The sequence below is a fragment of the Paenibacillus sp. WC2504 genome (genome assembly GCF_052682475.1).
The window spans coordinates 4368468-4387480 of sequence record NZ_JBQZFH010000001.1 but is presented as its reverse complement, the minus strand read 5'-3'; the positions used below and the strand labels follow the sequence as shown (position 1 = coordinate 4387480).

At 43.7% G+C, this 19013-nt stretch carries 17 protein-coding genes; all 17 read left to right on the top strand.

Going from position 1 to position 19013, the window contains the following annotated elements; translation table 11 throughout:
• The first annotated feature begins 80 nt into the window (after positions 1-80).
• The 17 genes from ACUN27_RS19720 (at position 81) to ACUN27_RS19640 (ending at position 18999) form a co-directional block, all read left to right on the top strand.
• On the top strand, positions 81-1685 hold the full coding sequence (locus ACUN27_RS19720; RefSeq protein ID WP_326060471.1) for a response regulator: 1605 nt from the start codon (positions 81-83) through the stop codon (positions 1683-1685).
• A 14-nt stretch (positions 1686-1699) separates the two neighbouring features.
• A complete protein-coding gene (locus tag ACUN27_RS19715; protein ID WP_326060470.1) occupies positions 1700-3487 on the top strand; it encodes a cache domain-containing sensor histidine kinase in 1788 nt (595 codons plus the stop codon).
• A 44-nt stretch (positions 3488-3531) separates the two neighbouring features.
• Positions 3532-4542, top strand: coding sequence for a phosphotransferase (locus tag ACUN27_RS19710; protein ID WP_445559477.1), 1011 nt, complete (start codon positions 3532-3534; stop codon positions 4540-4542).
• Positions 4543-4574: 32 nt separating this feature from the next.
• The gene (locus tag ACUN27_RS19705; RefSeq protein ID WP_326060468.1) at positions 4575-4922 is read left to right on the top strand and encodes a VOC family protein; all 348 of its coding nucleotides are present in this window, start codon (positions 4575-4577) and stop codon (positions 4920-4922) included.
• Between the two features lie 160 nt (positions 4923-5082).
• Positions 5083-5793 (top strand): cytochrome c biogenesis protein CcdA, encoded by a 711-nt coding sequence (locus tag ACUN27_RS19700; RefSeq protein WP_315950070.1) that lies wholly within the window; start codon positions 5083-5085, stop codon positions 5791-5793.
• A gap of 23 nt (positions 5794-5816) precedes the next feature.
• Complete coding sequence (locus ACUN27_RS19695; protein WP_315950072.1) at positions 5817-6356, top strand: redoxin domain-containing protein; 540 nt, start codon at positions 5817-5819, stop codon at positions 6354-6356.
• A gap of 30 nt (positions 6357-6386) precedes the next feature.
• Complete coding sequence (gene msrB / locus ACUN27_RS19690) at positions 6387-7520, top strand: peptide-methionine (R)-S-oxide reductase MsrB (RefSeq protein WP_315950074.1); 1134 nt, start codon at positions 6387-6389, stop codon at positions 7518-7520.
• 18 nt (positions 7521-7538) lie between these two features.
• Positions 7539-8309, top strand: coding sequence for a response regulator transcription factor (locus ACUN27_RS19685; protein WP_315950077.1), 771 nt, complete (start codon positions 7539-7541; stop codon positions 8307-8309).
• Positions 8309-10024 (top strand): cache domain-containing sensor histidine kinase, encoded by a 1716-nt coding sequence (locus tag ACUN27_RS19680; RefSeq protein ID WP_326060530.1) that lies wholly within the window; start codon positions 8309-8311, stop codon positions 10022-10024. The genes ACUN27_RS19685 and ACUN27_RS19680 overlap by 1 nt, the downstream gene beginning before the upstream one ends.
• A gap of 178 nt (positions 10025-10202) precedes the next feature.
• Positions 10203-10586, top strand: coding sequence for a VOC family protein (locus ACUN27_RS19675; protein WP_315950079.1), 384 nt, complete (start codon positions 10203-10205; stop codon positions 10584-10586).
• Positions 10587-10765: 179 nt separating this feature from the next.
• Positions 10766-10939, top strand: coding sequence for a hypothetical protein (locus ACUN27_RS19670; protein WP_315950080.1), 174 nt, complete (start codon positions 10766-10768; stop codon positions 10937-10939).
• Between the two features lie 449 nt (positions 10940-11388).
• Positions 11389-12519, top strand: coding sequence for an MGDG synthase family glycosyltransferase (locus tag ACUN27_RS19665; RefSeq protein WP_326060467.1), 1131 nt, complete (start codon positions 11389-11391; stop codon positions 12517-12519).
• A gap of 261 nt (positions 12520-12780) precedes the next feature.
• Positions 12781-13104, top strand: coding sequence for a hypothetical protein (locus ACUN27_RS19660; RefSeq protein WP_326060466.1), 324 nt, complete (start codon positions 12781-12783; stop codon positions 13102-13104).
• A 182-nt stretch (positions 13105-13286) separates the two neighbouring features.
• Complete coding sequence (locus ACUN27_RS19655; RefSeq protein WP_326060465.1) at positions 13287-15116, top strand: sensor histidine kinase; 1830 nt, start codon at positions 13287-13289, stop codon at positions 15114-15116.
• A gap of 61 nt (positions 15117-15177) precedes the next feature.
• Positions 15178-16395: an ABC transporter substrate-binding protein gene (locus ACUN27_RS19650; protein ID WP_315950085.1), complete on the top strand. Its 1218-nt coding sequence runs from the start codon at positions 15178-15180 to the stop codon at positions 16393-16395.
• Positions 16347-17585: a response regulator transcription factor gene (locus ACUN27_RS19645; RefSeq protein ID WP_315950086.1), complete on the top strand. Its 1239-nt coding sequence runs from the start codon at positions 16347-16349 to the stop codon at positions 17583-17585. Before ACUN27_RS19650 ends, ACUN27_RS19645 begins: the two co-directional genes overlap by 49 nt.
• 106 nt (positions 17586-17691) lie before the next feature.
• Positions 17692-18999, top strand: a complete 1308-nt coding sequence (locus ACUN27_RS19640) for an ABC transporter substrate-binding protein (protein WP_315950087.1) — start codon at positions 17692-17694, stop codon at positions 18997-18999.
• Positions 19000-19013: the final 14 nt, after the last annotated feature.

Genomic DNA, 19013 nt, shown 5'->3' with positions numbered 1-19013 from the left:
AGAAACCCTAATTCGGTTATTCTGATGTTATAATTAAGGGGTGCTTTGACATGACACCCGTTTTTATAGGAGGCAGCGTGATGTGGAAGGTTGCAATCATTGATGATGATCGGCAGGTACTCAAAGGAATGAAACAAGTGATTCCCTGGGAAGAAATCGGAGCCGAGTTAGTAGGAGAGGGTCTGAATGGAGAGCGCGGATTAGAACTGATTCGGGAGAAAAAGCCTGATATCGTCATAACAGACATTTATATGCCTGTTATGGGTGGAATGAAAATGATAGAAACATTGCGCAATGAGAGTTTTGAAGGAAAAATTCTTATTCATAGCGGTTACGCCGATTTTGAAGTGGCTCGACAAGCGCTAAGACTTCAAGTTGAGGATTACTTATCAAAGCCAGTTTCTAGAAACACCATCACAGAAGTGCTGCTGCGAACCATTTCGTCCATCGAACTTGAAAATCAATCAAAGATTGAGCAGGAGAAACTACGAGACCAAATTGATGAATATGAACCGTTCGTGCGGAAAGAACAGTTAAAGACAGTCGTGACGGGGACAGCTAGCAATTGGAATGAAATGACGCTTTTATGCAACATGAGAGATGATCAGAGCCATATCGTCCTTGGATTAGAGATTCTAAGAACGTCGAGAATTTCCGATGTCCGGACGCAAGATCGATTGTTATTTCGTTTTGCCATCAAAAACATTATGAAAGAAATTCTCCAAGCCGAGAAGCGATCTTATGATTATGTTGAATTGCATGGTTATCATGCAGCATTAATTCTTCATTTTGAAAAAAACGCGGTGTATTCGGAGCATATCGATCATATAAGAACTATTGCTAAGAAAATCATAGAATGTGTACAAGCCTATCTCGATATTACAATCCGGATTGGCATCGGCAGATTCACAGAGAATTGGTCCAATCTATCGGATTCACTGGAAGAGGCTTTTCAACCACTAGTCCCGGATGCCAGGATGCTTCAATCTACCGGTGTCTTTGAATATGTGAATACGGAGCGTTTCCCTGCCAGTCACAGCCAGACGACGGCCAAACCGATCAAGTTTTATCAACAAATCATTGAGGATATCAAAACAACGCAAGGCAAGAATGCCCAGAAGATGATTGAAAGTTATATGACTACCTTAAGGGTAAGCGCAACCCCTCCTCCATTCAGCTTACTTGGCGCGCAATTTTGGGCTATTTTCAGCTTCGCGCTAGCGGATGAGGATATCCGACTGACGGAGATCTTTCAGGATCACAGTATGGAAAGTGAGTTGAATAAAATATTTACGTTTGACCAGTATGAAACATGGCTGCTCAGTATTATTCAGCGAATCTGTACGAATCAGCCTTGGCAAGAAAGCTTCAAGCATAAGATGGCCATTGATTTTATCAAACAATATGTCCGTGAGAATTATGCCAACGATATCACGATTGCCGAACTTGCCGATAAAGTGTATATCTCTCGTAACTATTTAAGTCAAATCTTTAAGAACGCAACAGGAGAGACGATCAACAACTATATTATCAGTGTGAAGATGGAAGAAGCTAAACGGCTTATTTTAGAAAGAAAATATAGAATCTATGAGGTCGCAAATAAAGTAGGCTACAATAATATCCCTTATTTTAGTACCACATTTAGAAAGCACTTTGGTATTACACCTGCGGAATTACTCACATAAGGGCGGAATGGCGAATGAAGAAGATGTTTAAAAGATACCGGATCGATTATTTGCTTTTTGGAGGCTTAACAAGTTTTGTCCTCATCTTGCTCACGATTGTCATTTTACTAACTTATACACTTTCAACAAAAGAATTGGTGAGGGTAACGACCTATTATCAAAAAGAAAATTTGAATGAATTGTATAACAAAATTGAAATTCAAATGCGCGCAATTGAGCAAATTTCTTTGGCGGCGACCAGGAATATTGTGACAACGGAATATCCGGACATCACCACGGATTCATACGTCAATTATCAGAAACGTGAAGAGCTAGAAACATTTTTGAGTAATATCGCGTATTCTACACCAATAATTCAGTCCATTGAATTATATACGGGAAATGCATTTCCATCGAAATCACAAAGTCTTGTTTCATTTATTGACTTGAATCAAGCCAAAGCCCAAAGCTGGTATGAAGCTGTTGAGAATGCAGACTTCGCATGGATTGGCCAACATACCATTACTTCCAATCAAGGCCGAATAGAAGTCATCAGCTTCGCCCGCAAAATATATTCAAATAGCGGCAAATACCAAGGGTTCATGATGCTGAACTTGAAAGCGTCATCAATTCAAAATCAGATCAGTGGTGAAATCCCGACTTCCAACCGGATATTGCTTGATTCAGGGGGCAGAGTAATAACTTACATCGGTGATCCCTCCTTACCGACGAAGATTAAGTCCTATTTGTTGGACATGAATAATGAAAGCGGTTATATGAAAGTCGGGCTTCCCGGAAATAACGAATCGTCTAGCTCCCCAAAGAATAATACCTTAATGGTATGGGCCATGCATTATAATTCCAGTTGTATGCTCGTTCAGCTCACACCTTTGAATCAAATCACAAAAGGCAGTGTTCACATCTCCGCTGTTTTATCTCTTGTGGGTGTTTCGGCGATTCTGATTGCCTTATTATTTACCTTATATTTTTCGAATCTATTCATTACACCTATACGTCAGCTGCTCCACGAAATGGGGAGATATACAGCTAACACAAATAAAGTGAATCTGCCGGAAGACTATCATAATGAATTCGGTGTGTTATTCTCCGGTTATCGCAAATTAATGGATCGAATCAAGTCGCTATATGTTTCTCTGGAGAATCAATATAAGGAGCAAAAGAAAGCAGAAATCAAAGCGCTTCAAGCGATGATAAACCCTCATTTTTTATATAACACATTAGATCAATTAAATTGGATGGCGCTGACTGCTGGTCATGATAAATTAAGTCAAATACTTGAGCTGATGGGGAAAATGTTTAGAATCGGGTTGTCCAACGGCGAAAGCCTGATCACGATTCGCGAAGAATTTACACATGCGTTGTGTTATGTGCAAATCCAGCAGCTGCGCTGGGAGGAAGGGTTGACCGTATCCATTGATCTAGCAGAGCATTTACAAGATTGGTACATCCCCAAAATGACGTTACAACCGTTCATAGAAAATGCGATTATGCACGGATTCAATGAGCGATTAACCGGAAATATTACCATTAGCGCCAAAGAAGACCAAGGAGACGTTATCATTCAAATCACGGATGACGGCGTCGGACTGAAAAAAAACTGGAATGCCCAGCGGGAAGGAAATACGGGCGGTTATGGGATACGGAATGTAAAAGAGCGTTTCGAAGCTTTTTTTGGAACCCGTTATCGAGTCGATATTGTAAATAATTCGCAAGCCAGTGGAACGACGGTAACGATACAATTTCCAATGCTAAAATACAAGCAAGAAGAGGTGAATGTCAGCCTCGGAGCAAGTATCCCATAATCAACTTGGGATTGGTGTAACCTACAGAGGAGAGGTGAAAGAATATGCGTGAACCTAAGCCTTATTGGCGCGATGTACCCCTTGAGTTGAGGAAGCAAGTGGAGGAGCGGATGGAAAGCTCGATTCGAACGGCAACTCGTGTGTTCGGAGGATATGGACCGACGGCAACGTTTCGCATTTTTTTAGAAGATGGAAGAACGTTGTTTGCCAAGGGAGCAGGGCTGGGATCACTTGCAGAAAATTGGCGAGTGCTTCCGTTAGAAGAAGCCGTGTATCGTGAGGTTCAAGCGATTTCGCCGATTTCACCACGGTATTATGGGTCAGTCAGCACCCAAGGCTGGCATCTTTTATTATTGGAGGATTTAAAAAACTGCAAGAAAGTGCCTTCTTGGACTGAAGCATTAGCAATTCAGGCGATGCGTGATCTAGCCCACTTACACGTGCAGGGAATCGCCGAGGCTGATAAGGTGGAAGCCATGTCTGCCCGAGGTGTAACGGAGAACTGGCTTTCCATCAAACAGAACAGCGAAGAGCAACATTATTTTCTCGAGCTGTTTCACGAGAATAGAGATGAAGCGGAGGCTTGGCTGGATGCGGTGCTTGATGTTTTGATTCCTCTTGAAGCGGATCTTATGCGTCAAGACCAACCATGGGGTTTGATCCATAAAGACATACGCTCGGATAATCTTCGATTTAGAGACGGCAGATTAGTGTTGTTCGATTGGGCATTGGCTTGCAGAGGTCCCTTGCTATTCGATATTGGTTTTTTCTTTCCTAGCTTAGAAGGGGAAGGAGGGCCTACCGCAGAACGATTATTGCCCATTTACAAAAAGGAAATGGCTGCACACGGCATTGAATTCCCCGAATATGCCGAACGATCTGTTGCCGTTTGTGCGGCAGGATTCTTTGCTACAAGAGCAGGGAAACCGCCAATTCCTCAGCTCCCGCGGCTTCGATATATTCAGTGGCTACAGCTGGGACCTGCGCTGCGTTGGACATCGAATCTGCTAGGGCTGCCTCAACCGCCTCAATTATCGCCACTTAAAGAAGAGTAATGTTAACCTATTCAATACGTTGGAGGAATGGTATGAATCCTATTCAGAATAAAATCGGTGGCGTCTTTATCCCAGTCAGCAATATCGAACGGGCTCGTGATTGGTATTGTGATATTCTAGGCTTACCGACGGATGGAGAAGTTTTGTTTGGGCATATTTATGTTTTGCCGATGGAAGGACCTAGTCTTGTGTTGGACAGCAAGATATATGCACCTGATCACGTTTATAAAGTGCCGGCTTTTCAATTCCGTACCGATGATATCGTTCAAGCTTATGAATTTATGAAAGCAAAAAATGTTCAATTATTAACTGAAATCGAGAATGATCACTGGTTTAATTTTAAAGACCCTGATGGTAATGTTTTAATGATTTGTAAGTAGTGCTTAAGTTAAAACTCCCTAATCCGAGGATTAGGGGGTTTTTTATTTTTCTGTCAAATCTACAAAAAGACATGATCATTTCATAGAAAGTCATCATCAGTATGTATGCCAATTGGGGTGAGAAAGTATTAAGCTATTCCTAAGAAAGGAGGCGGTTGATATGTTGGCAAGTCAGGTTTTTGCGGGAAGTGTGTTTATTGCAGGATTGCTTTCGTTTTTCTCACCATGTATTTTGCCGCTATTACCTGTCTTTATTGCCCAACTCAGCGGCGCAGCGCCAGGCAGTGATGCAAAAGCCGTAAAAATAGGTGCGGTTCAGCTTCGTCCTCATCTGATAGGGAACACGTTGTTCTTTATACTAGGCATTTCATTCGTATTCGTGTTACTTGGTTTTGGAGCAGGTGCTATCGGCAATGTCATTAACACCTCTTGGTTTATTGTCATTTGCGGAGCCATCGTCGTCTTATTCGGAATCTTTCAAACAGGTGTATTTCATGTGCTATTTATGCAGCGAGAGAGAAGGTTGTCCATCGAAATGAATGGGAAAAAGGGTTTCACAGCGGCCTTTTTACTCGGCTTTACATTCAGCTTCGGTTGGTCGCCATGCATTGGCCCGATATTAGCGGCGGTGCTCAGCTTATCTGCAAGTGAAGGATCTTCCCTGCAAGGCGGCGGTTATATGCTAATTTACGCGCTAGGTTTGGCTATTCCTTTCCTTATTCTTTCCTTCTTTTCGGATTTGCTTGCAGGACGTTTAAGAGCGCTTAATCAACATTTGCCTAAAGTAAAAGTGATTTCCGGTATTCTGCTCATCGTGATGGGCGTTCTGCTTATGACGAATAATTTAAATGCAATTGTATCTTTATTCTAATGATGGACAGGAGGAGTTTTATTATGAAGAAAGTAAAATGGTTACTCGCCGGTGTGATTGTGCTCTCACTATTCGTACTTGCGGCATGCGGGGATAAAGGCGCCACAAAGGCTGCTCCATCCTCATACAATTCAGGGCAGGCGGCCCCTATGTTTGAGCTCAAGGATCTGAAGGGAAATAAAGTGGAATTGGCTAGTTTTGCCGGAGAAAAAGTATATGTCAAGTACTGGGCCTCTTGGTGTTCAATCTGCTTGGCAGGACTTGATGAATTGAATGAATTGGCCGGTCAAGACAATGGATTTAAAGTGATTACAATTGTCAGCCCAAATTATAAAGGGGAACAGTCGACCAAAGCATTTACGGAGTGGTTTAACGGTCTGCAAGATGAGCAAAAAAGCAACTTAACGGTGCTTCTCGATGAAGATGGTAAATGGGCTCAAAAATTTGGAGTAAGAGGTTATCCATCTTCTTATTACATTGGTTCTGACGGTATTCTGGCAAAGTCAGTGCCAGGTCATAATTTTAATGATGCGATTATTGATAATTTCAAGAAAATTTCTTAATTTTCCATTTGTAGAATAGGAGGAAAAGACATGATGAAAAGATTTCTGTATGTAAGTTCTCTACTGTTGCTATTGTTTGTCACTGCTTGCGCCAATTCAATCGGTATCAGCGATTCTTCGAAAGCCGCGGGGGCATCATCGGCGACATTAGCGAAAAATGAACCTACGACGACTAGATCCGCAAATCCTAATGATAAAATTGATTATTCCAATAGTAAGCTGCAAACCATTTATTTGGCAGGTGGCTGCTTCTGGGGAGTGGAAGCTTTCATTTCCCGAATTCCAGGCGTACAGGATGTAATTTCCGGTTATGCTAATGGCATAGGGGAAAATCCGACGTATAAGGACGTTGTTCGGGAAGACCGCAAATTTGCGGAGACGGTAGAGGTTAAATATGATCCGGCACGAATCGAATTGTCCGATCTGTTGACTCGTTTCTTTAAAATCATCAATCCGACAAGCGTGAATAAGCAGGGAAATGATATAGGAATCAGCTATCGATCTGGGATTTATTATGTCAATGAGAGTGACGCTGCTGTGATCAACTCAGTAGTTGCTAAAGAGCAAACGAAATATGATAAAAAGATCGTGACGGAAGTACTGCCTCTCACGAACTTTTATGTAGCTGAGGAAGAGCATCAGGATTATTTGGAGAAACACCCGGATGGTTACTGTCATGTTGATTTAACGATTCTGGATGAGCCAGTTAAAGTTGACCCTACAAAGTACTCCAGACCCAGCAATGAAGAGTTGAAAGCGAAATTGACCGATCTTCAGTACAACGTAACGGTACTCGGAGGCGAGGAGAGAGCTTATTCCAATGAATATTGGGATACGTATGATCCAGGCATCTATGTCGATATCACCACAGGCGAACCTCTATTCTCCAGTCGTGACAAATATGATTCCGGCTGTGGCTGGCCAAGTTTTACGAGACCGATTGATCCTGATGTGGTAACTTATGAGAAGGACACTAGGTACAATATGGTTCGTACGGCGGTCAAAAGCCGCGTAGGCGGCATTCATCTTGGTCATGTATTCGATGATGGGCCTGCCGAATCGACAGGGAAAAGATTCTGTATCGATAGCGCCTCCATCCGGTTTGTTCCACTGGACGACATGCAAAAGGAAGGCTACGGATATTTGCGTACAAGTGTTGAATAAATCAGGAGGTAAAGCGCGATGTACAAATTATTGCTTGTGGAGGACGAAGAGCTGATCAGGAATGGAATCAGACGGCTGGTTCCTTTTGAGAAATTTCAAATAACTGAAATTATAGAGGCGGGAAACGGTGAGGAGGCGTATAAGCTATTCCTTGCTCATCGTCCTGATATCGTCCTGTTGGATATTAATATTCCGAAAATGAACGGGCTTGATTTTGCCAGAAAAGCCAAAGATCTGAAGCAAAATGTCAAGATTGCGGTTATTACGGGATATGACTATTACGATTATGCGGTTACTTCTTTGAAAATTGGCATTGATGATTACGTGCTTAAGCCGGTATCTAAGGAAGACGTGTATGAGGTCCTTCAAAAGTTGGTGAGTAAGCTTCAAAGCGAGCAGCAGCAATCCGAACTGCAAAGCCTTGTAAGCGATTATAAAACGACGCTGCAAGCAAAAGATGAATCCGATAACAAAGCATCTATTGCCAAAATTATCGATGAGAATATCGCTAATCCCGATTTCTCCTTAGCCATTCTGGCGGATCAGAAAGGGTTCAGCAGCGGGTACATGAGCGTTCTTTTCAAAAGATTATTTAACGTCTCCTTTCAGGATTACTTAATTGCTGTCCGGCTAGAACGTTCAAAGCTTCAGCTTCTGGTGTCGGATTTGAAAATATATGAAATCTCAACGGCGGTAGGATTTGATAACCCGAATTACTTTAGCGCCGCGTTCAAAAAGAAATTCGGGGTCTCCCCACTGCAATACAGGGAAAGGATTAAATATTCGTGATGAGATTTCCCCGGTCGCTGCAATCTCGTATTTCGTTCGTTTATATGCTAATCAGTCTCGTAACCATAGGAATTATCGGCACTGCCTTATATGTAGGCATTTCTAGAGTAGTCATGAATGACTCCATTCAGTCGTCGCAGATGGCCATTTCCAAAAGCGGGGCTTTCGTTGGAGCGTATATAGATCGGCTGTTGGTATTGTCCAATGTGCTTGCTAACAATCCCCAGACCATTAAGACTTTAGCCTCTCCAACCAAAGAAGGGGAGAAGGATGAGATGCAGCTTATCCGAACTGTGCTGATGTCCGATTCCTATATTAAGTCCGTTGTAGTCATCGGAAAAGACGGCTATATGTTGTCCAATGAAACGAAGCTAAACATGCAGCGATCATCCGATATGATGACAGAGCCTTGGTATGTAGAAGCAATTAAAGGTAAAACGCCGGCCCTTTCTTCTGCCCGCATGCAGGAATTTGCGATGGACAAGGACAAATGGGTGATTTCGATGAGCCAAGAAGTGAAAGATGAGAACAATCAGAACCTTGGCGTCATCCTATTGGATATCGAATACAATGGCATCGATGATTATTTGAAAGATTTGGATCTGGGGAGTAAAGGTTTTGCATTCATCATTAATAGCCATAGCGGCATTGTTTATCACAAAGACCCTACATTTTTTGTTGATCCAGCCAAGAAAGAGCAATTAAGGAACATAAGCATGTTAGCTAACGGTTACGATCGATCGCAAAATGTCCTTATTCATAAAACACGAATAGCAAACTCCGATTGGACTTTGGTAGGCGTTAGTTCACTGGACGGTTTGCTGCAAATTCGCAGCCAAATGCTTCGTTCTTTTGCAATTGTCGGTATAGGACTGTTCATCCTTATTATTACGGTGTCATTGATCATTGCCAGAAGCATCACGCGGCCGGTTCATCGATTAGAGCAGGCCATGCAAAAAGTAAGAGCAGGTACGTTGGAAGTAAGTGTGCCTGAATCCGGCGTGACGGAAGTGCAGGGACTAGCCCAACATTTTAACTTGATGGTTTCCGAAGTTCGCAGATTGCTGGAGGAAATTGAAACGAAGGAAAAAGCGCTGCACACCTATGAACTAAAAGTGCTGCATAGCCAAATCAACCCCCATTTTCTATATAATACGTTGGATACGATCGTCTGGATGGCCGAATTTAATGAAAGCGAACGTGTCATATCCACGACCAAAGCATTGGCCAAATTTTTTCAATTGTCACTAAGCGGAGGAAGCGAGATGACGACGATTGAAAATGAAATGAACCATGTCGCTCAATATTTATTTATTCAGAAGGAGCGATATGGAGATAAACTTCATTATCAGCTAGACTTCGACCCCGCGTTAGCGGTCAAGGTCATTCCTAAAATCATTTTGCAGCCCATTGTGGAAAATGCGATTTATCACGGCATCCGGGAAAAAGAAGGCTCCGGATTCGTGGAAATTACATGTGACTATACGGATGATGGACATGTGCAGTTCATTGTGAGGGATGATGGCGTGGGCTTCGACCCGCTTGCTCATCGCTTAAATAAAGACGTCGAACCATCAATTGCCCAGCCCAAGTTAGGCGGTGTTGGCATCAACAACGTAGATGAACGCTTAAAACTTTACTATGGCAAAGAATATGGGGTTCATATCCATTCCCGTTTGGGAGAAGGAACAACAGTAACCATCATCATACCGTGAGAACTCCGAACATAACTCATCAGGAAGGGGATTGATTCTTGTGAACAAATCTAAATTAATGGTAAACTTAATAATAGTTGTGCTGCTAGTCGCCCTATTAGGAACCGTATATACGGAAATAGATGCTTGTTTTTTGAATAATTAACTGAAATCGACGGATGAGAGGTAATGAGCGCATATGATCGAATATGAACGGATCCATCATGTAAGCTTAGCTGTTAGAGACTTGGAAAAAGCGAAGAAATTTTATTCGGAACTGCTTCATTTTCAGGAAATTGAGCGCCCTCCTTTCAAATCCAATGGTGTCTGGTATGCGATTGGGAATCAGCAGCTGCATTTGCTTGAACACCCAAAAGGCGAAGCATTGCGTATGAGCGGCATAGATTCGGTAGATGGGCACTTTGCTTTATGGGTTAAAAGTTATCGGAATACGATACAATGGCTCGAACACATTGGTGTGCCTTATGAGGCAAGACCCCAAAGCGTGGCTGGGTTTGCACAGATTTATATCCTGGATGTGGACAACAATATCATCGAGTTTGATGCTGTATATGACTCCTAACATGAATTAAACAAAAAGAGGCATTCCCTTGAGTCATTTAATGACCATGGGAGAGCCTCTTTTTTGAGCTTATGGGGCAGCTTTTTCAAAATAAAGCAAAATCTTCCCGTTATTTAATGTAGTAAAGAAGTATTCTCATGAAATAAATGCAATTTTTCCTATTAATAGGGAGGTGTGCTTTGGAGCAGCGGTTTTCGAGCAAATTAAAGGGAGATATTTCTGTTAATTGTCATTTAATTCATGATTTGCTTGAAATAACAGCAGGATTTCCAGTTAATATTGAATTAGCTAAGCGAAGCAAGTGTCTTACGAGTAAACGTTTCATCGAAGGTGTAGCTTTAGCAATCCATTAAATAGCAACAAATCTAAGAATTTGAAGAAGGAAAAGTCTTCTAAGAACGACGACACCACGATTATTCATAAATCGAAGAACAATGGAATTACGATTTCTGGATACCACACGACCGTTAAAAACGGTAATGAACCCATTGGCACTGCGGTAAACAATACCATAAAAGTGGTTGATTAATAAAGCCATTTCTATCATTCCTTTCTAGCGGGGATACTTTAGGATATGCAGGAAAAACTTGTCTGCGAGGGCTAATTTAATAGATTAGTATGGAATTATGAATGTTTCTGAAATTTTACATCACGGCAGATCAACTACTTCATATCCCCATTGGCATATGTTATGGTTAAAGAAAATTGAAATAGATCCATGCAACTCGCAATACATTGAAACTGTACGGCAGTTATTTGTATCCGTTTATTAAAGTTTGTGATGAAAGGTGGTATTTCAACGATGCCTTTTAATCCTCGCATCTTAATTCTTACGGCTAGTTATGGAAATGGACATATTCAAGCTTCTAAAGCGCTGCAGCAGCAGTTCTTGAAACAGGGTATAGAGCAAGTGAAAATTGTTAACCTCATAAAGGAAGGCCATCCGTGGATCTACTCCATAACTTCTTCGTTAATCAGTAAAAGTACAAAAAGCTCTAAATTAGGCCTTGACTACTATGGCTGGAGTTATTATTTAACACGTGAAACGAAAGAGACCGCGCTATTTCAGAAATCAATGACTTATTTGGGTCAAAAGAAACTAAGAGAACTTATCCAAAAAGAACGTCCGGATGTTGTGGTCAATACGTTTCCTTTCGGCGCTGCTCCAATCGTCTGTAGTGCAATGGGGGTTAAAAATTTTACAGTACTCACGGATTACGCGTTACATGCAACTTGGCTGCATCCAAAAGTCGATCGGTATTATGTGGCAACGGAAGATTTGAAACAACAAATTATTTTTAAAGGATATAACAAAGACTGTATAGAGGTCAGCGGCATTCCGCTGAAGCAAGAGTTCGCAGCAGCGAGCATTCGTGCGCAATCGCAACCACTATCACTGCGAAAGAAGATTATCCTTATCATGGCTACGGAAAGCGGAGTAACCAGTTATCTGGATGAAATGTTGGATTCGCTGCTGCTTCTAGAAGATTGTCAATTAGTTGTCATCTGTGGCCATAACGAGAAGTTGAAAGATAGACTTGAGGCAGATTTTGCTGCGTACCCGGGGATCACCATTCTTGGTTTTGTCGATAATGTTCACGAGTGGATGTCGAGAGCTATGTGTATTGTAACGAAAGCAGGCGGATTAACGTTGACAGAGGCTATTGCCTTACGACTGCCGGTTTTCGTGTATAAGCCAAATGGCGGTCAAGAGAAAGAAAATGCCTTGTATTTATCCAGGCTTGGTGTAGCTTCAATCGCCAATAAGATGGAGGACTTTTACATAAATATTCAGCAGTTTGTACGGCATCCCACTAAAAGTGAAGAAATGAGAGCTCGTATGGCCTCGTTGCAGCGTAATCATGCAGCGGCGCACATCGTAAATGACATGTTGATGATATTGGATAATTCATTCATGTACGCTTCAATTTGAGGTTGTGATAGATCAAGGAGTTTGCTCCGTAGCAGCTCCTTTTTTTGTTGAAGAATTTTAACGAGTTAAGTTGGAAAAGAGAGAAAAAGAGAAGCATTTGAATAGAAGACTGCTCCTAACATACATTGAATGACAAGAAGCGTCTAATAACGAGTGAGTTGTTCGGAAAATAGAAGAAAATATTATTTCTAAGGAAATATCAGAGATAGTACTAGCAGGTTTCTAGCATTAAGTTTTGATAAAGTCGAAGGGAAAAACCTTGTGCTAGAGAAGTTACTACATGGAAAACATGCGGATGAGTTTCAGGACAGAAATCAACAGTTTAGAAGGGCGAACTACTATGAGGATGATACGTCAAAATTTGAAATAGAGATAAATGCAGGAGTTTTTGAAGAGAAGGTAACTGAAATATCAGGGCGAACTTCATTACTTAATACTAACGGTGATATCATGAAGACCATTGAAATCATATTGGATTTTTGCGCTAAGTTGAAACTCAGTATTTGGGATGTAAAACTTAACCAAGAGATTCTTTCTGAAGATGATATGAAAAAGAGCGTTGAGAGGTTTAACCGCTTAAGATGAGTAAGCTTGTAAGGCACCTATCGGTGTCTTTTTTTCGACAAAACGAATCGAAATGTGCCGATATTCGGCAGGTAACTAGTTCATTAGACATATTTTGAGCAGCGTATAGAGGGGAAAGGTCTCATAGGTAGAAAAAGGTAATTGACAATCATTTTTACACCTAATGATGGAGGTGAAGCACGGTGCTGCGACGCCCTGTACCCATTTTTGTCCAGTTGCTCGCGGGGATGTTCTTGATTGCCGCACTGGCGATCGCGCTTACAAATTTGCTGAATTACCGCATGACGTCACAGATTGTGCTCAACCGCACCGCAAGTTATACCCAAGAATCCGTGGAACAGCTGTCAGCCAAAATCGATGTGTTGCTGCGCCAATACGATCAGGCTACACAAATGGTTGCATTCGATGAGAAAGTGTTGGCTGCTCTAAAAGCGGATGTTCCCCCACAAGCTGCTGAATCTCAAGTTTCAATGGACCTAAATCGGTATTTGGCGGAAAAAATACGCTACATTGCCGGGGATATGCTGCTTCATTTATTTGACCGCAATGGACACGCGTACGCTTCTAATGAATCCCTGCAGTTATTCTGGCGGATGGCGGACGATGTAGCTGCTGTAAGCTGGTACAGCAAAATGCAAACGCTTGACGGACACATGCTGTGGGTATACGGGCCTGCCTGGCGGGATGGCGAAATCCCGGCGATTATTGGAGCTCGTAAGTTGAAGGACCCGTCAAGCCTGACACCGCTCGGAGATGAGTTTATTGTATTTCCGGTGGATAAAATCAATCGGATTATTGGCGAAACAGGCCAACGGATCGAGCGAAAGGTGCAGGTGATGGATTCCATCGGCAACATCGTGTATTCGACGGTTCCACGAGAAATCGGTACGGCTGCGGACGTTGGCCTGTTCAGTAAATTTGGAAGAAATGCGCAACCTTTCTTCGAATGGAAGACAAGGGAGGATCAGAAGCAAGTGCTGGTATCTTATGCAAAATCTTCGTATAGCGGTTGGACGACAATCGCCTATTTCAAACCTGAGGCAGTCAACAGCGAGGCTTCTCAAATTTGGGCTCATGCCTTGCTCACCATGGGCGCAGGTATCCTCATTGCCTTAGTGTTTGTGACGTACTTTACATGGACACTTACCAAACCAATCCGGCTGCTGGCCGATGGCATGAATCGACTCCGTAAAGAAGGGGTCAAGCCGATTGACAAACCATTTGCTAGCCGTGAAATCACTAGACTTTATGCCAATTACAATGCCTTAGTGGAAGAGTTGGAGGACGTTGTAGAGCGGCTCTCGGAGCAGCAAATTACGGTACAGTGGGCGCAGTTGGTAGCACTTAAAGCACAGTTTAGGCCTCACTTTTTGTACAATTCGCTCAATCTGATTTACTGGACCATTGAGGATGAACGGCCGGATCAGGCGCAAGCCATGACGCTCGCGCTAAGTGAACTACTCCGATATAGTGTCCACCCGTCGACGGACCTCGTAACATTAGGTGAAGATATGGAACAGCTGAATCGTTATTTGCTTTTGCAGCGAGCAAGATACGGGGAGAAGTTTCAAGTAAGCATAGAGGTGGAGGATGGACTAGAACAACAACGCGTAATACGACTCGTACTCCAGCCTCTAGTCGAGAATGCTTTCCATCATGGATTGGAGCAGCAAGATGAGGGGGATTGGCAAATCCGAGTGCGGATCTATCGACAAGACGGCATGGTGAAGTGCTCTGTTGAGGACAACGGCGTAGGGATGACGCAAGAGGCATTGCAGATGTTGGAGGTATCCATCCATCAAGAGCAAAGCTTCGAGAAACAAGGGCGAGGAATCGGACTGAGCAACCTCCACAAACAGCTGCAAGCGTTCTTCGGGCCCAGCAGCGGGATTAGCCTCTCCAAGAGTCCGCTAGGCGGGCTGCAGGTTATGCTGTCATTGCCGCTTCATACTTCGGAGATGGTTACAGTTCCACCCTTACTGTCCAAAAAAGGGGGGACTGGCGCTGCTTAATGATCGAAAAGGTAATCAATCCACCTTATGGCTCATGGTTTGCCTCGTGAGTTTCTTATTCTTGACTTCATGTGAACCGGAATCAGCTTTACCTAGTGTGAACGGAAACACGTCGCAAGTCGTGAAGCTTCGTGTTTGGCTATGGCCGGGAAGTGGGCTTGAACGGCTCGTTAAGAAATATATGGCCGATCATCCTGGAGTGGATGTAGAGATCGTCAGCTTTCAATTTGACGATGTTTTACCGGGGCTGATGACGTCCCTGGCTACCAAAGCGGACACGCCGGATCTAGTTCTGCTTGAGGCTTCTCAACTTAATCAAGTAAAGCGTTTTCAAAATGAATTTTTTAATCTCTACGATTATGGCGATGAGAGGGAACACTACTTGGATTGGAAATGGCGCCAAGCAGAAAGCAAGGATGGCGGTTTCCTATTTGCGATGCCAGTGGACATCGGCCCTGTCGCCTTAGCGTACCGCCGGGACTTGTTTCAGATGGCAGGGCTACCAATCGAACGGGAGGAAGTCGCCGAAGTTCTAACCAATTGGGAGCAAATGGAGCAGGTTGGATTGGAAATCAAAGAGAAAACAGGCGCTTATCTTATCGATAATTTGACCAATGTATTTATGAGTTATTTGAACCAATTCGACGGTTATTATTTGACGCCGATGGATCATGAGCTTGATCCGCATGTGAAAGAAGCCTGGGATCAAGCTATACGCTTTCATAAGCTCGGGCTAAATGCGGGCCTTCCGTCGCAATCTTCCGCTTGGGCTGCAGCTGCCGTAAACGGGAAGTTCGCCGTTGTCTTGGCACCCTCCTGGCTTCATGGAGCTTTCAAGAAAGTTGCCCCCTCTACCGCAGGTGTATGGGATCTGGCACGGGCGCCCGGACTTCCCTCGAATTGGTCAGGGACATGTCTGGCTGTTCCACGGACGAGCCGCAATCCTCATGCGGCTTATGAGCTAGCGCAATGGTTGACGGCTCCAGCACAGCAGCTAGACAATTTCATTGGCAGCGGTAATTTCCCTTCCACACCGGAGTCTTATTCGACCCGGGAGTTTCTAGAGGTGCGGGACGCTTTCTTTCATGACGCACCTGTCGGTCAGATTTATTCCTATACGGCGCTTCGTTACAAAGCGGCTTACAATGATTTTGAATATGAAGGGATTGAACGAATGATCAAAGAGGGCCTGCGCCGAGTGGAATCAGAGGGAGCAGATCCAGAACATACATGGGAGGACATCGTCCGCCGATTCAAGCAGACAAATACGGGAGGTTGATCGTGATGTTTACAGTTCTTGTCGTCGATGATGAAGCAAATGTGCGCCACCCGGTATGCAGAACCCTTTCGCGGTTAGATGGCGTGGGAGAAGTGCTGGATGCAGCAAATGGACTTGAGGCAATGGCTTTGTTAAAGAAGCAGAAAGTCCATCTCCTTATTACGGATATCCGCATGCCTGCAGCGGATGGTCTGCAATTAGCGGAATTTGCGCGGGAGCATTCGCCTGGAACCGATGTATACGTGCTCACAGGGCATGCGGAGTTCGATTATGCACAGAAGGCAATGGAGCACGGGGTTCATGCCTATTTGCTTAAGCCATTGTCCAAGGAAAAGCTCAGAGAGGTCTTTCTGGCATCCTATGAGAAGCATCGTCGCAGACAGGAATCTCAACAAGTTAATGTCATTAGAGAACGTGCGCTATTAGAAAAGCGTCTTCATGATTTGCTCCAAGGTGTGCCGGTTCCAACTTTCGATGAAGGTTTGATTCCGTCTCACAAGAAAATCATGCTCGTTTCCTTTTCAACCAAAGATTTAAGGTCATTAGGGGAAGCTTCGGTTCGTTATTTTATCAGGGAATGTGCTTATGAGGCATTCAGCCGTCTGGGCACAGCAGCCGTGTGTCTTGAGGACAGGCTCGTCACAGTCGTGCTGTTTGCTAATCAATGCGATCAGGAGGCTTGGGAGAGGGAAGTGCAAGAGACATCGAAGTGGATGGCGGCAAAGCTGCGAATTGAAGTGAAGACAGGCTATGGGGGAGCGACGAAGGAGATCGGAGATCTTAGCTTGATGTACATCCGCAGTATGATCAGCCTTGGATTTACAGAAATTACGCGTAAAGAAAGTGGCGGTGAATCGTTCCCGCCGATCATCCGAGCGCTTCTTGGCTATGTTCACAAAGAGTATGCCGGTGCGGCCAACTTGTCCGACTTTGCCCAGCAATACCAAATCAACCCCAATTATTTGAGCAACTTATTTCACCAGGAAACGGGAATGACTTATACGCACTATTTAACACAGCACCGCTTGACTGAGGCTAAAAAGTGGTTAAGAGATACGAATTTGAAGATCTACGAGGTGTGTGAAAAAGTGGGCTACAAGGACCCTGCATATTTCAGCCGAATCTTCAAAACGTTCGAGGGGATAGCTCCGGGAGCTTATCGGACAGTGGACGGAACTTTCCTAACTTAAGTCCAAGAAATCGAAGATGCGTTACCTATACGGGTTGTCCACCCCTGTTTATACTAAATGTAAGGGCTTTCTTAATAGGCTCGAAATTTGAAGGGAGCGTTAATCGATGAAAAACGTGTCGAAGGGTAAGGCCTTAGGTTTACTAATGGCTTCCGTCCTCCTTCTTAGTGCTTGCAGCAGTGGTGGAGGAGCACCGGAAGCAGTAAAAACGGATGCGAAAGCAAGCGATGGCAAGAAAGTTCAACTTCAAATGTGGTTTTGGCAGGGGGCTTCATTCGAAAAAATCATCCCAGAGTTTAACCGCACCCATCCTAACATCGAGATCATTCCACAAATTTACAAATGGGAAGATGCACACAAAAAGCTTTTAACGGCGATGTCAGCGGGGTCTGGAGCTCCGGATATCGCAATGATCGATATTTCACAGTTGGATCAGTTTCTGAAATACCCAGATAAATTTAATGATCTTAATACTTTTGGCGCCAAGGAAATAGCCAAAGACTTTCTTGACTGGAAGTGGAAACAATCCACGGTCGGCGAGAAACAGCTTGGTCTTCCGACGGATATCGGTCCGATGGTGCTCTATTATCGGCAGGATTTGTTCCAACAAGCTGGATTACCGTCCGAACCGAACGACGTTGCAGCCAAGATCAAGACGTGGGACGATTTCCTAGCTGCAGGTAAAACGCTTAAAGAGAAAACGGGGGCCGATATTTTATCGAATCCTAATGAACTTTTCGGCGCTATTCGTGATCAAGGGGATGAGTTGTACTTCGATAAGGACGATCAACTCATCATTGAAAAAAATCCGCAAGTAAAGAAAGCTTTGGAATATTTTAAAAAGGCTCGTGACATGGGTATTGCGGGTAGTTATGATCAAAAGAATGCTCTTCAAGAGTATTCGGCAGCTCTCAACTCAGGCAAAATTGCCACGTATATCTCAGCAGCATGGGGCCGAGGACATGTCGAAACCCGTGCTCCGGATACGAAAGGGAAATGGCGCGCAGCGAAAATTCCGGAAGGCACTGGCAACATGGGCGGATCGTTCCTGACCATCCCTAAGGAGTCCAAATACGCGAAGGAAGCTTACACCGCTATTAGTTGGCTGATTTCTCCTCAGCAGCAGCTCGAAGTCTTTAAACTATCCGGCAACTTCCCTTCAACACCATCCGTATATGGGGACAAGGCTTTCACAGAAACGGGTTATGAGTTTTGGGGCAATCAGAAGCTTGGTGTGTTGTACTCTGAAGTTGCTAAAGACGTAAAAGTGCAGCGTAAGGGGCCAAACTATCAAACGGTTGCGGATATCATTGGCGACGGCATGCAAGCTGTAGCGGTAGATAAAACGAAAGATCCTGATAAAGAGTTCTGGTCACTCGTCGAGAAAGCCAAAACGAAATTGAAGAATAAATAAAGGCCAATAGGGGG